Genomic DNA, 13,598 nt, shown 5'->3' with positions numbered 1-13,598 from the left:
CGCACCTAATCCAGGGGCGTCACGCAATCGTCGAGGAGCATCAATGAAAGTCTTTCTCACGGGTGGATCCGGCTTCGCCGGAGGAACAATCCTCCGGAGGCTGGTCGACGACGGGCACACGGTGCACGCGCTCGCGCGGTCCACGGCCGCCGCGGACGCGATCACATCGGCCGGCGGGCTCCCGGTCAGCGGTGACCTGTCGGACCTGGTCGCGTCCGGCAGCGGGCCCGGGTGGCTACCGATCCTCGGCGAGGTCGACGCCGTGGTGCACTCGGCGGCCTTCATGGCCTTCTGGGGACCCGACCAGGTCTTCGTCGACCGCAACCTGCTGCCGACCCGCGCCCTCTACGAGGCCGCCGTGGACGCACAGGTCAAGCGATTCGTCCTGGTGTCCGCGGCCAGTGTCTCCACCGGCACCAACCACGACCACACCGTCGACGAGAACTCCGACCCGGGCACGGCGAACATCGCCTACAGCCGCGTGAAGCTCCGCACCGAGCAGGAACTGCTTGCCCTGCCGCACGGGAACACGTCGCTGGTCGTCATCCGGCCGCCGTTCCTGTGGGGCCGGGGCATGACCCACACCCTGCAGGGATTCGTCGACTCCGTCGAGGCCGGCCGATTCTCCTGGATCGACGGAGGACGGCACATGGTCGACTTCTGCCACGTCGACAACCTCGCCCACATCATCACGCTGGCCCTCGACCGTGGGGATCACGGGTTGGTCTGCTACGTCACCGACGGCAGCCCCCGCCCCGCCCGCGACTTCTTCACCCCTCTGCTGGCGACCCGTGGCATCGACGTCAGCGCGGCCAACAGCGTTCCCCGGGCAGTCGCCTCAGCTCTGGCCACGCTCATGCAGACCGCCGCGAAAGCCCGTCGCCGCACCACCGCACCACCGCTCACCCCGTGGATCGTCTCGTTCATGGGCCGCGACCGCGTCTACGACATCACCCGGGCACGACGTCGGCTTGGCTACCAGCCGATGATCACCGTGGAAGAAGGACTCCGGCAGATGGCGCACTCCCCCACCCTGGGCCGCTGAACCTCGCGCCTACACCACCCGACCAGCGGAAGGAATCTCCATGAGTCAGTTCACCGTGGTCGACGAGACGTCGAAGGTGCGTCGAGTGACATTCGCCAGTCCACCGTTCAACCTGATCGGCGCGGACACCGTGGCAGAACTGTTCGACGTCGTCGACCGTCTGAGCGGCGAGGAACAGGTCAGCGTCGTCATCTTCGACAGCGCAACGCCGGGGTTCTTCCTCAACCACGTCGACAGCGACCAGATACCGGCCATCGCGGCCATGGCCGGCAGCGGGCCCCTGCCCGGGTTCGTCGAACTCGGCGTGCGCCTGGCCGCCGCACCGTTCGTCAGCATCGCGTCGATCCGGGGGCGTACCCGTGGTGGCGGCGCGGAGTACACCGCCGCCTTCGACCTGCGCTACGCCAGCCGGGAACAGGCGATCTTCTGCCAGCCCGAGGTCGGCTTCGGTCTGGTCCCCGGTGCCGGCGGCACCGAACGACTGACCCACCTCCTCGGCCGCGACCGGGCCCTGGAGGTACTCCTGACCGGTCAGGACTACGACGCGGACCGCGCCGCACAGTACGGCTGGGCCACCCGGGCGATTCCCGACGCCGAACTCGACGACGTCGTCAACGCTGTGGCCCGGCGTATCGCCAGCTTCGACAGAGACGCCATCACGGCGGTCAAAACCCAGGTGAACCGCTCCACCCTGCCGCCGGAGGAGAACCTGCTGGCGTCGTTCGTCGAGTCCGCCCGATCCGCCACGGGACCTGGCGTCAAGGCTCGCGGGCGGGCCGTCGGCGCACTCGTCGCCCGGATCGGGATCGACGACCTCGAACGAAACCTGGGCCAGCACCTCGGGTCGCTTGCCGAACAGCCGTAGCAACCTCAGGAGCCGGTAGCCACAACCCCTCGCCCACGGTCGGCAAAGGCGTCCTGACCCGGCCATAGGATGAGCGGATGATCCGGGCTGAAACCGCCGCCGCGACACGCCAGGCCCTGCTCGAAGCGGCGGCCGAGCTGCTCGACCACGGCGGCCTCGAAGCCGTGACCCTCCGTGCCGTCGGGGCGCGGGCAGGAGTCACCCGCGGAGCCCCCTACCGGCACTTCCCGGACAAAGAACACCTCATGATCGCGGTCGGCAGCCAGGCCTGGGGCGAACTCGGTGAACGAATCGGCGCCGTCCATCGAGACCCCGACCTCACACCGGCCGCAAAGCTGCGGGCCCTCCTCGCCGCTTTCATCAACCTCGCCCGCCGCCAACCCCATCTCTACCGCCTGATGTTCAGCAGCCCCGCCAGCGATCCCACCGCGTTCGCCCGGGCTGCCCAGCCCACGCAGGACGAGTCCCTTCGGGTAGTCGCCGCCGTGGCCGGCGAACACCACGCCCGGCGGTACGCCGCCCTCCTCCTCGCCAGCGCCGACGGCATCGCCGGCATGGAAATCACCGGCCAGCTCGCCGGCGACAAATGGCAGACCACCGCCGAAGAGCTGATCGACACCCTCGTCACCATGGTCGCCGCGCAAACCCACGGAAGCGCCACGGAAACGGCGGGCAGTTCCTGACACGTTCTCTGCGTCTTTCCCAGGCTGACCTTGCAGGTCGGAGGGGGTGCGGCGGACCCTGAAGCGAGGCTCCAGGCGAGACAGCAGTCGACCAAGATCCGATGCCCCACCGGGGGCCTTGCCCACCTCGGACGTCGGTCGTCGCTCGCGGGGCGGCCCCGGTGGCAACACGTCCTCGTCGCGTCCGATCCTCCGGACGTTGGCCAGGATATCGCGTTCGAGGGTGTCGATCAGTGGCGCGAGACCGCCGATGCAGTCCAGGAACCATGACAGCCGCGTCCCATACGGCCCGTGGCCGTCGCTCTGGCCGGCTGGGAGCGATCTGCGGAGGGAGCGAGGTCAGTCTGCTGGCGGGGTGGAAACCTGCCACAAGGCACTGACTGGTAGAGCGCGAAGTTTGTCGCCGAACGGCAGCGTCGAGGTGCCGGTGTAGAGGACGAGACCGGCGATGAAGTCGTCGCCGAGACGTTCGGCGAGTCGGCGTAGGCCACGGAAGTCGTCGGGCCCGACGGCGGTCGCTGCTTTGACCTCGATCCCGACGACGTGGCCGGATCTGTTTTCGAGCACCGCGTCGACTTCGTACCTGCTCTGGTCGCGGTAGTGGGACAGGTCGACGAACTGTTCGGACCAGGTGAGCTGGCGGGATAGTTCGGATAGGACAAATGATTCGAGTAGTGGCCCGAACGGTGCACCGGGCCGGAGCAGCGTCCGCGCGTCGGTCGCGGTTTCGTTGGCGGCGATGCCGGAGTCGACGAAGATCAGTTTCGGTGCGGCGGTGGTGCGGGTGCCGAGGTTGCGGGACCATCCGGGGATCCGCTTGATCAGGAAGATCTCTTCCAGGGCTTGGAGGTAGCGGGCGATCGTTGGCCGGCTCAGTCCGAGTGCGGATTCGAGGGAGTTGGCGGTGATGATGGTCGCGGATCTGGCCGCGAGAAGGCGTACCAACTTGCGTAGCTCACCCTTGTGCTGGATGTCGGACAGCTGCCGGACATCGCGGTCGATGAGGGCCTGGACGTAGGCGTCGAGGAACCGTTGGCGGCGGCGCGGGTCGGTGCGGGTGGTGGCCTCGGGCAGGCCGCCGCGCACGATCCTGGCCGCGTAGTCGGCGCGGGTCACCTCCGACTCGTGTCGCAGATCCGGACCGAGCGCGAACAGGGCGTCGACGAATCCGTCCGGTGCTCCGTCGAGTTCACCCTGGGAGAACGGCCAGAGCTCGACGGTTTCCATCCGGCCGGGCAGCGCGTCCGGGGCAGCGACCATGCCGAAGAGGCGAGACGAGCCGGTGAGCAGATAACGGCCCGGGCGAGGTTCCTCGTCAACGGCTGCCTTGATGGCCAGCAGCAGCTCCGGAGCGCGTTGAATCTCGTCGATGACCAGGAGTTCGGGCGAGTCCACGAACCCGACCGGATCGGCGATCGCCGCCGCTCGGTCCTGCGCCCGGTCGAGATCACGGCGCTCGGCGAGACGATCGCCGGCGACGATGCGGACCAGCGTGCTCTTGCCTGCCTGGCGCGCTCCGCTGATCAGCACGACGCGGGTGTCGGCCAAGGCGGCGTCGACCTGCGCGGCGGCCCGACGCGGAATCAGATGCGGTGTCGGCACGCCATCATGATAGCTATGGTGGTTTCGATCTGCGATGGAAGTTGCGTTCGATCTGCGGCAAGGGCATGTTCGAATTGCGGAACCTCCGGTGTTCGGATTGCGGGCCTTACCGTCGGTGCCGACCGGTGTGGCGATCGTGGAAGTCACCCCCGACTCCGAGAACAACATCGTCCTCGCACTGTCTCCCGCCACAGAACCCACCGCGCGACAGGTACGCGACGCGCTAGGGCGACTGCACGCCCCAACCGTGCTCACCCAAGTCAATATTCAACCCGTTTACGGTCTTCGATGCCCAAGGCTCCGGGTGTGTCTCCTACGGCGTCGAGGCGTCTGAGCGCCGCTGGTTCGTCAAGACCGCCACAACCGCGCCCATCTGGCGTTCCCTGCTGGGGCCGCCCAGTTCCACGCTGCGGTCCGACACCCGGCGATCGTGCGCCCCGAGCACGTCCTCGACGGGACGACATTGGTCTACCCGCGCGCATCATGATCTTCGACGATGTGCGCGACGTGCGCTCGGCAGCAGATGCCAGCCCGGGTCAACCGGCATCAACGCAGGTGACCAGAGCCGCTCGTGGTCGCAAACGGGGGTTCGTGTGCTCGAGCTGTGGTCCTGGGCTGGGCGAACGGGGGTCCGGGTGCTGCGGGCGGACGTGGGCCACTCCCTGCCACCCCAGGTGAACCCGCAGGTCGCTAGACTAGGCGCTCGCGCCCTCGTAGCTCAGGGGATAGAGCATCGGTTTCCTAAGACCGTCATCTATGCATGTCGGTAGGCCGACTGCCTGCGATTCAGCCGTTCATTACCTCTGTTTGTTGGTCGCATTGGATAGCTGCTGCGCTCCGTTGCTGGCGGTTACAGTAGCAAACCGGCCGCCTCTGTTGCTTTTTGTGTCAACTTTCTCGATTCTAAATCCTCGTCACGGCATTTTGCGACTTGACGTAGCGAGGATGCTGTCCGGGGAAGCACGTGCGATCCTCGCCCAACCCGCTCCTTTACGCCGCACGCCGAGTTACGCCTGGGCACCGGAGTCGGAAGTGGGCGCAAACGCGTTGCCAGGCTGATGCGCCAGGCCGGGCTGCAGGGCTTCTGCCGGCGCTGCCGTCAGGGCTGCAAGGTGCGCGAGTTGGACGCGTGAGTGGATGCCGAGCTTCCGGTAGACGCGGGTGAGGTTTGCTTCGACTGTTTTGACACTGATGGTGAGGGCGGTGGCGATGTCGCGGTTGGTCGCTCCGCTGGCGGCGAGCTCGACGCAGCGCTGTTCGGCGGAGGTGAGGCAGGGGAGCGTACTGCTGTGCGCGGGGACGGGCTCCAGTTGGTGGAGGGTGCGGGTGGCGGCTTCGATCCAGGGGTGTGCCTGGTGCGTGCTGAAGAGGTCGGCGGCGCTCTGCGCCGCGGTGCGGGCGCTGGCGCGTCGGCGTCCGCGTCGTTCGGTGTGGCTGAGGGCCAGGAGGGTTCGACCGTGTTCGATGGGCAGGTGGCGGAGGTGGTCGGCTGCTGCGGTGAGGAGGTCGGCGGCCGCATCGTAGTTGCCCAGGGTGGCTTCCAGGAGTGCCTGGGAGCGGTCGAGCACGGGGAGGACGCAGCTTCTATCTAGATCAGTCGCGGTGCGACGGGTATCGGTCAGCAGTTTGCGGGCTTGGTCGAGGTAGCCGAGGGAGATGAGGGCTTGGGCGAGGTCGGCGTGCCAGCGCAGGACGGACGGGTCGCGGACCTGCTGGCGCTTCTCAAGCGTACGGACCTCTTCCAGCGCCTCCAGGGCTTCTTTCGGACGCCCGGTGACCAGGAGAAGATGTCCGAGGACGAAGAGGTTTCGGGAGAGGAAGACTTTGTTGTCCTCCCGGCGGGAGGTGTCCGCCCCGCGGCGTGCGTGAGCGAGGGCGGAGTCGGTGCACGAGGCGGTGCCCTCGACCAGGGCGGAGGTGTAGCACGTTGGTGCGGGGTCCAAGGCGGCTCTGTCGGTAAGCGACAGGGCGCGGCCGGCGTAGTCGAGGGCCAGTCCGCACCGTCCGGCGCGGATCTCGACTTCGGCGAGGCTGCGCAGGACATCCACGGTGGCTTCGGCGTCTCCGGTCCGCTCGGCTTCGACGAGCAGAGGCAGCAGTGCGCTGCGGGCTTCGTCCAGACGGTCGTCGAAGATGGCGTGCCGGGCGGAGAGCTGTTCGGGCCTGGCGTTGACGGGGATGTGAGTGCTGCGTGGCAGGGACAGGGCGTGGCCGAGCGTGGTCTCGGCTTGGGGGCGGCCGAGGATGCGTTGGATGCGGGCCTGCATCGTGAGGGCCATGGCGGTGGTGGCGGTGTCGCCAGCGCTCCGGGCGAGGCTGGCGGCCCGGGCAGCCTGGGCGCACGCCCGGTCGGGATCGCCGTTGACGTTGGCCCAGATCGCCTGGCGGATGAGGATCTGCGCGGTCAGGTCCGGATGTCCGGCCGCTTCGTGAAGTGCGTCGGCGAACAGCTTGTCGCCGTTGTGCAGGTGCTGTCCGCCTGAGTCGATCAGGGAGATGAGGGCGTTGACGCGGTTGGCGGGGCTGCTGTCGTGGTGCAGGACGAGGCGGACGGCGGCCTGGCCGCGGGGCAGGTCGCCGTTGTGGGCGGCGTCGCGTACGGCGGTCAGCGCCCGTTCGGTGAGCAGGTCGGCGTCGGTCTCCGGGGTACGTTCGGCGGCGAGGAGGGAGAGTTCGGCCGCTAGTGCGGGTTCTCCGCGCAGCCGGGCGCGGGCGGCGGCGCGGGCGGCGCGGTCGGCCGACTGCGGGTCGTTGGTGTCGGCCGCCAGCGTGGTGTGACGGTCGCGGCGGATGCTGTCGCGGCTGGCTTCGGCCAGGCGGGTGTGCAGGAGCCTGCGTGTGGCGACCGGCGGTCGGGCCGCGAGTTCGGCACCGATCGCGGAGGCGGCGAACCGGATCTTCCCGTCGGCCGGCCCGATGTTGATCAGTCCGGCTGCCTCGGCCTCTGCGAGAAGGTTGTCGGCGGGCGGGCCGGCGAGGCGGCTCAGCAGTTCGCGGTCGGGCCGGTCGTCGAGTGCGGCGACCGTCAACAGTTCCTGAACTTCGGCCGACACAGTGCCCAGCCATTCGTTCACCAGTCGGCGGGCGGCCGGCGGCAGGACCAGGTCGTCTACGAGACCCTGAGCGGCCGGCAGGTCGGTGGCGCGGCTGCGGGCCCCGGCGAATGCGAGGGCTAGGGCCGGGTTCCCTCCGCTGCGGATGTGGGTCTGCGTGACCTCGTAGGGGGTTAGCCGGTACGGCGACAGCAGGGTTGCGACCTGATCGGGTGTCAGCGCCGGGATGCGTACCGCACAGGGGTCCTCGCCGCACCAGTGGCCTTCGCTCCCCGGGCGCCAGATTCGCTCTGCGGCTATGACGGGAAGGTCGGGAGCCAGGCGCAGTGCCCAACGCAAGACGGCCGCGCTGGCCGTATCCAGCCACTGGGCGTTGTCCACCACCAGTGTCAGAGGCGGGGTGTCCAGCAGCAGGGTGGCGGTCAACCGGCGCAGCCGTAGAGCGGTCCCGGCGGGATCGGCAGAGCCCGGCACTCCGACGGCCTTGTCGATTCCGGTCGCGAGTTCCCGCGCGGCCGGCAGCGGTTGGAGGGCCAGTGCGAGTTCGAGCAGTCCGGTGTAGGGGACCTGGGCGTCCTGTGGGCTCGGAGCCAGCCTTAGGACAGGCATGCCCAGCTGCTGCCCGAGTACACCGGCCGCAGCGGTCTTGCCGATCCCGGGCGGACCGAACAGCACCACCCGACGGGCGCCGCGCACGACGCCCGGTACCACCGGCAGCATGGTGCCGGTGGCCCCCTGATGCGCATTCACTGCCGTCGCAGAATCTGGCACCGGATCATAGTGCGCCCGACGGTCCTTCGCGCACCAGAGCAAGGGGTTGCCCTGATTTCGGCCAGCCTCCGCCGTTCCTAGTGTCATCGCCAAAGCCGAGCTGTCACCGGTTGCCGGAGATCCCATCAACACGGGCCCTGCTGCCACACCCCTCAACCCATCTCGGCGGGAGGATTGCGATGTATCGAAGAACTGCCATGGCGGCCGCTGTCGCGGTTGCGCTTACCCTGGGCACCGTGACCGGGGTGGCCACCCAGTCGACCGCAGCCACCCCGCCCCCTACACCCACGGTTGCACAGAGCCCGCTGTCGCTGGCGATCTCTGCAGCCGACCGCGCTGCCGACGGCGGTCACGACGCGCTGGCGAAAGGCCCCTTCGAGCAGTACGACCGTCGCATGGTGATCCCGTGGGTGGACGGCCTGTTCTCCATTGCCTACGAGCGCACCTACCGGGGCCTGCCGGTGGTCGGCGGCGACGCCGCCGTACTCGCCGACGGCCGGGGCGCCATCCGGGCGATCTCGGCCGCCACCAAGACGAAGATCAACGTCTCCGTCGTGCCGACGGTCGCCGCCGACCGCGCCGAGCAGACCGCCAAGGGCCTGCTCACCAAGGTCGACCAGGTCGAGTCACGCACCCTCGTGGTGCACGTCAAGGACAGCACCGCGCGACTCGCGTGGGAGGTCGTCGTCGCCGGGCGCACCGCCTCGGCCCCCAGCCACCTGCATGTCTTCGTGGACGCGCGCAACGGCCAGGTGCTGGCCAAGCAGGAGGACGCCGCGGCCGGTTCCGGCACCGGCAAGTGGAACGGGCCCAGCCCGTTGTCGATCACCACGTCGCAGTCGGGCAGCACGTACTACCTGCGCGACACCACGCGCACCGGCCTGAACTGCCAGGACTACAGCACCAGCACCGTCTTCTCCGGCGCGGACGACAGCTGGGGCAACGGGGTGGGCACCAGCAAGGAGACCGGCTGCGTCGACGCGGTGTACTCGGCGCAGAAGGAATGGGACATGCTGTCGGCCTGGCTGGGCCGCAACGGGCACAACGGCAACGGTGGCAGCTGGCCGATCAAGGTCGGCCTGAACGAGCAGAACGCCTACTGGGACGGCTCGACGATCACGATCGGCAAGAACTCGGCAGGCAACTGGATCTCATCGATGGATGTGGTGGGTCACGAGTTCGGCCATGGCATGGACCAGAACACCCCCGGCGGCACCAGCTCCGAAGCCGGCCTCGGCGAAGCCACCGGCGACATCTTCGGCGCCCTGACCGAGGCATACGCCAACCAGTCCAGCGCCTACGACGAACCCGACTACCTGGTCGGTGAGGAGATCGACATCGTCGGCGACGGCCCGATCCGCAACATGTACAACCCCTCGCTGGTCGGCGGCCACCCGAACTGCTACTCCTCGTCGATCCCGAACACGGAGGTACACGCGGCCGCAGGTCCGCTCAACCACTGGTTCTACCTGCTCGCCGAGGGCAGCGCGCCGGGCGGCGGCAAGCCGAACAGCCCCATCTGCTCGGGCGGCCCGTCGTCGGTCACCGGCGTGGGCATCCAGTCCGCCGGAAAGATCTTCTACGGCGGCATGCTGCTGAAGACCTCCGGCATGACCCACAAGAAGTACCGCACCGCGACCCTGACCGCCGCGAAGAACCTGGACTCCTCGTGCGTCCTGTTCAATCGGACCAAGGACGCGTGGAACGCGGTCGCGGTCCCGGCCCAGACCGGTGACCCGACCTGCACCGGTTCCAGCACCGACTTCTCCGTCTCGGTCAGCCCCACCTCGGGCAGCGTCAACGCGGGCTCCTCGGTCACCGCGACGGTCAACACCGCGACCGTCTCCGGCAGCGCCCAGACCGTGTCGCTGACCTCCTCGGGTGCCCCGTCGGGGGTCACCGTGTCGTTCAGCCCGACGTCGGTGACGTCGGGCAACAGCTCCACGATGACGGTGGCGACCACGTCCAGTGCGGCTGCGGGCACGTACACCATCACCGTGACCGGCGCCGGTTCGATCACCCACACCGCGCAGTACACGCTCACGGTCAACGGCGGCACCCCCGGTGGCACCGCGCCGGACATCGACGTCGCCAACGTGCAGGCGCACCTGACACAGCTCAGCACCATCGCCACCAACAACGGCGGCACCCGCCGCTCGACCGGCCAGGGCTACCTGCAGTCGGTGGCGTACGTCAAGGGCAAGCTGCAGGCCGCCGGCTTCACCGTCACCGAGCAGCCCTGCACCTCCGGCTGCACCAGCGGTGCAGGCCCGAACCTGATCGCCGAGTGGCCGGGCGGTAACGCGAGCAACGTCTACATGTTCGGCGCCCACCTGGACGGCGTCTCGGTCGGTCCGGGCATCAACGACAACGGCTCCGGCTCGGCGGCGCTGCTCGAGGTCGCCCTCGCGCTGGCCGCGCAGAACCCGACCATGCTGAACAAGGTCCGCTTCGGCTGGTGGACCGACGAGGAACAGGGCCTCAACGGCTCCAAGTTCTACGTCAACTCGCTGACCAGTACCCAGCGAACGGCGATCAAGGCCTACTACAACTTCGACATGATCGCGTCGAAGAACGGCGGCTACTTCATCAACAACATCACCTCGACCGCGTCGCAGCCGATGAAGGCGTACTGGGACTCCCTCAGCCTGCAGCCGGAGGAGAACGTCGAGGGCCAGGGCCGTTCCGACGACTACTCGTTCCAGAACGCGGGCATCCCGACCTCCGGTTACGCGATGGGCGCCAGCGCCACCAAGACGTCGGCCCAGGCGTCGAAGTGGGGCGGCACGGCCGGTCAGTCCTACGACTCCTGCTACCACTCCTCGTGCGACACTCTCAGCAACATCGACGCCACCGCGCTGAACCGGGCTGCCGACGGCATCGCCTACACGCTGTGGAACCGGGCGGTCGGCACCTCGACGCCGACCAACGACTTCTCGATCTCGGCCAGCCCCGCGTCGGGCACCGTGAACGCGGGGTCCAGCACCACGACCACCGTCGGCACCGCCACCACCTCGGGCAGCGCCCAGACGGTTACCCTGACCGCCAGCGGCGCCCCCACGGGCGTAACGGTCTCGTTCAGCCCGTCGTCGGTCACCTCCGGCAGCTCGTCGACCGCCACCATCGCGGTCGGCTCGTCGGTGGCCGGCGGCACCTACACCATCACCATCACCGGCGCGGGTTCGGTGTCGCACAGCACCACGTACACGCTGACCGTGACCGGCGGGCCGGGCGGCTGCACCGCCGCCCAGCTGATCCTCAACGGCGGGTTCGAAAGCGGCACCTCGCCGTGGACCGGCTCCACCGGCGCGATCGGCACCTCTATCGGGCAGGTGCCGCGCAGCGGCACCCGGTACGCGTGGCTCGGCGGATACGGCTACACCGCGACCGAGGCCATCAGCCAGACCGTCACCATCCCGTCGGGCTGCACCAGTGCGGTACTGACCTACTGGCTGCACATCGACACGAACGAGTACGGGGCGCTCGCCTACGACGTGTTCACGATCAAGGCCAACGGCACCACCGTGGCGGCGCTGTCCAACATGAACGCTGCCACGGGCTACACGCAGCGCACCGTCAACCTCGGCGCGTACGCCGGCCAGACGGTCACGCTGACCTTCGCCGGCAGAGAGGACGCCTACCTACAGACCAGCTTCGTGCTGGACGACGTGACCCTGCAGGTCGGCTGAGTTCAACGGCAGGGTGGGGCGCTCGCCCCACCCTGCCGCCGGTCCTGCGCCCCTGTTCCGCTGCCGGACCGGACCTTAGCCTGAATCCGTGGATTGGATTCTGGGTGCGTTGTCGGGTTGATCTAGCCGATTGGGGGTGTGATGGATCCGCTGGCCCTGGTCTCCGTAGAACGCCAAGTAACCCGGCTCCGCCTTGACCTGGCGAGAGGCGAAGTCCATCGCCTCCGGGCGCAGATCTGCCCAACCTCGCGGGAAGCGGCCGTACCGGTCGTAGAACCTCCGCAACAGCGCGAACCCGGCCGTATCTCGCCATGCTTGGACGCAACCAGGTCCAGCTCAGCAGGGACAAGGGTCCAGTGCTCGACCAGCTCGCCGATGCTCAGAGGAGATCGACTCACAGCGGTCAACCACCGTGGCAGCGATCAGGGACCGCGCAGACCCCCAAAAAGATCAACTATTTGGCCCCTGGTCGCAAGATCGGCGTGGTTGGTCGTGAAGGGCCCGTCGGCGTGTGACCAGGTCCAGCGAAGCCGTCGGTGGGTCAGCCACGCACTAGCCTGGCCGGCGAGGTCGCGGTGCCGGCGCTGGGTCCTGTTGGTGTCGCCGCCGTCGGTGGTGAAGGCGAGCAGGGCGTAGCCGCCGGGGATGCCGGCGTGGGGCTCGCCGGGGTGCCGGCTGCCGTCGACGGGGAGGTGCACGCTGGCCAGGGCCGGTGCGCCCTGTCCGGGCAGGGTCTGCAGCATGTGGACGCGGCCGTGGTCGACCAGGTGCCATCGGCCGTCCAGGGGCAGCCTGAGCACGGTGCGGGCGTGGGCGAACAGTTCGTAGGCGTCGACGGGGTCCTGCACGACGAGGGTGGTGGTCGCGGTCATCGTGGTCACCGGGCCCAGATCGCCAGGGCTGCGGTGGTGGCGGCGCCGGCGTACCCGGCGAGCAGCAGCGGCACGGCGCGGGAGATGGCGGTGTAACTTGGCCCGTACGGCGCGGGAGAGCCACCACAACTCGCGGGCGCGTGCGAGGGGGGCGGTCTGGGCTCCCGGGTCGGTGTCGCCACCGACAACGCGGACCAGGACGTCCTGGGCGGTGTCGGTGTCGGCGTAGGCGACGAACCCGAAGTCCCCACCCCGAAATCCCGGTACGCGAAACCCGCGTCCGGCACCGGTGGGGCTACTGAACCGCCGAAAGCCCTTGCGGCAGGGCTGGCGCCGCGCGCCCTTTATGGGCATCACCGCACGCTCTTCCGCGCTCGTCGAAGAGGGCCGATGCCCACCGAACTCGCACATCGTGTCCGGGGTGTCTGTCGGTGACGGCGGCAGGCTGAGGTTGCCGTGCCCGTTGGGCCGGGAGTGGGGATGGCTGAAGTGTGTTCCGCCGTGATCGTGGCTGACGTTCGAGGTGCCAACCCCGCTCCCCCGGTTTTCGACACAGGCGCCCTCTCTGCCAGGCCAGCACGCCATTCGCACCAGCTCCACGCCCAGGTCGCGTGCGATCCGCTAACGTCGAATCGCCGTGCGTCGGGGCGCCGCAACAGTCGGCTCGACGCAGGTCGATGCGAACGGAAAGGCGAGCCCATGATTGATCGCCAGGATCTTCAACAGGCCAGGGACGATCTCGGCCGTAAGCTCGCCGCCCTGCGTTGGTCGAGGGGACTCATTCAGGAAGCCCTCGCACGCCAGGTGCACACGACGCGCAGCACCCTGGGAATGGTCGAGCGGGGCCGGCAGGTCGTGGACCGGATCTTCTGGCTGCAGTGCGACACCCTGCTGGATGAGGTTCCCCCGGTTTGCCGGAGGGTTGGTTACCTGGCGCCGGTGGGCTCAGGCTGAACGATAGTTGGTTCGTCGTGCTGCGCCTGGTGGGTGTGCCAGGCGGTTTCGTACTCGTCTGGGG

8 protein-coding genes and 1 pseudogene are annotated in these 13,598 nt (G+C 68.7%); 6 read left to right on the top strand and 3 right to left on the bottom strand.

The features are described 5' to 3' along the window. The first annotated feature begins 43 nt into the window (after positions 1-43). The 3 genes from JQX11_RS31450 to JQX11_RS31440 all read left to right on the top strand — a co-directional run bounded on the left by JQX11_RS31450 (position 44) and on the right by JQX11_RS31440 (position 2,593). The gene (locus JQX11_RS31450) at positions 44-1,045 is read left to right on the top strand and encodes an NAD-dependent epimerase/dehydratase family protein (RefSeq protein ID WP_204928555.1); all 1,002 of its coding nucleotides are present in this window, start codon (positions 44-46) and stop codon (positions 1,043-1,045) included. A gap of 40 nt (positions 1,046-1,085) precedes the next feature. After that, entirely contained in the window at positions 1,086-1,910 is an 825-nt protein-coding gene (locus tag JQX11_RS31445; RefSeq protein WP_204928554.1) for an enoyl-CoA hydratase/isomerase family protein, read from the top strand. Between the two features lie 77 nt (positions 1,911-1,987). After that, positions 1,988-2,593, top strand: coding sequence for a TetR/AcrR family transcriptional regulator (locus tag JQX11_RS31440; RefSeq protein ID WP_204928553.1), 606 nt, complete (start codon positions 1,988-1,990; stop codon positions 2,591-2,593). A 339-nt stretch (positions 2,594-2,932) separates the two neighbouring features. On the opposite strand, the gene JQX11_RS31435 is transcribed toward JQX11_RS31440, so the two are convergent. Further along, complete coding sequence (locus JQX11_RS31435) at positions 2,933-4,195, bottom strand: ATP-binding protein (protein WP_204928552.1); 1,263 nt, start codon at positions 4,193-4,195, stop codon at positions 2,933-2,935. A gap of 1,013 nt (positions 4,196-5,208) precedes the next feature. On the opposite strand from JQX11_RS31435, the gene JQX11_RS33665 reads away from it, so the two are divergent. Then, complete coding sequence (locus JQX11_RS33665) at positions 5,209-5,328, top strand: IS3 family transposase (protein ID WP_223201434.1); 120 nt, start codon at positions 5,209-5,211, stop codon at positions 5,326-5,328. Here the strand turns inward: JQX11_RS33665 and JQX11_RS31430 are convergent. Continuing rightward, positions 5,314-7,968: pseudogene (locus tag JQX11_RS31430) on the bottom strand (helix-turn-helix transcriptional regulator); the annotation flags it as partial. The gene JQX11_RS33665 and the pseudogene JQX11_RS31430 sit on opposite strands and share 15 nt — an antisense overlap. Positions 7,969-8,216: 248 nt before the next feature. Here JQX11_RS31430 and JQX11_RS31425 point away from each other — a divergent pair. Then, the gene (locus JQX11_RS31425; RefSeq protein ID WP_204928550.1) at positions 8,217-11,708 is read left to right on the top strand and encodes a M28 family peptidase; all 3,492 of its coding nucleotides are present in this window, start codon (positions 8,217-8,219) and stop codon (positions 11,706-11,708) included. A gap of 422 nt (positions 11,709-12,130) precedes the next feature. Here the strand turns inward: JQX11_RS31425 and JQX11_RS31420 are convergent, their stop codons facing one another. Then, the gene (locus tag JQX11_RS31420) at positions 12,131-12,580 is read right to left on the bottom strand and encodes a hypothetical protein (protein WP_124778772.1); all 450 of its coding nucleotides are present in this window, start codon (positions 12,578-12,580) and stop codon (positions 12,131-12,133) included. A gap of 699 nt (positions 12,581-13,279) precedes the next feature. Between JQX11_RS31420 and JQX11_RS31415 the strand changes: the two genes are divergently transcribed. After that, a complete protein-coding gene (locus tag JQX11_RS31415; RefSeq protein WP_204928549.1) occupies positions 13,280-13,534 on the top strand; it encodes a helix-turn-helix domain-containing protein in 255 nt (84 codons plus the stop codon). Positions 13,535-13,598: the final 64 nt, after the last annotated feature.

The organism is Micromonospora humida, from assembly GCF_016901255.1.
GTDB classification, from domain to species: domain Bacteria; phylum Actinomycetota; class Actinomycetes; order Mycobacteriales; family Micromonosporaceae; genus Micromonospora; species Micromonospora wenchangensis.
The sequence above is the reverse complement of the archived record's forward strand: the minus strand, read 5'-3'. Positions and strand labels throughout refer to the sequence as shown.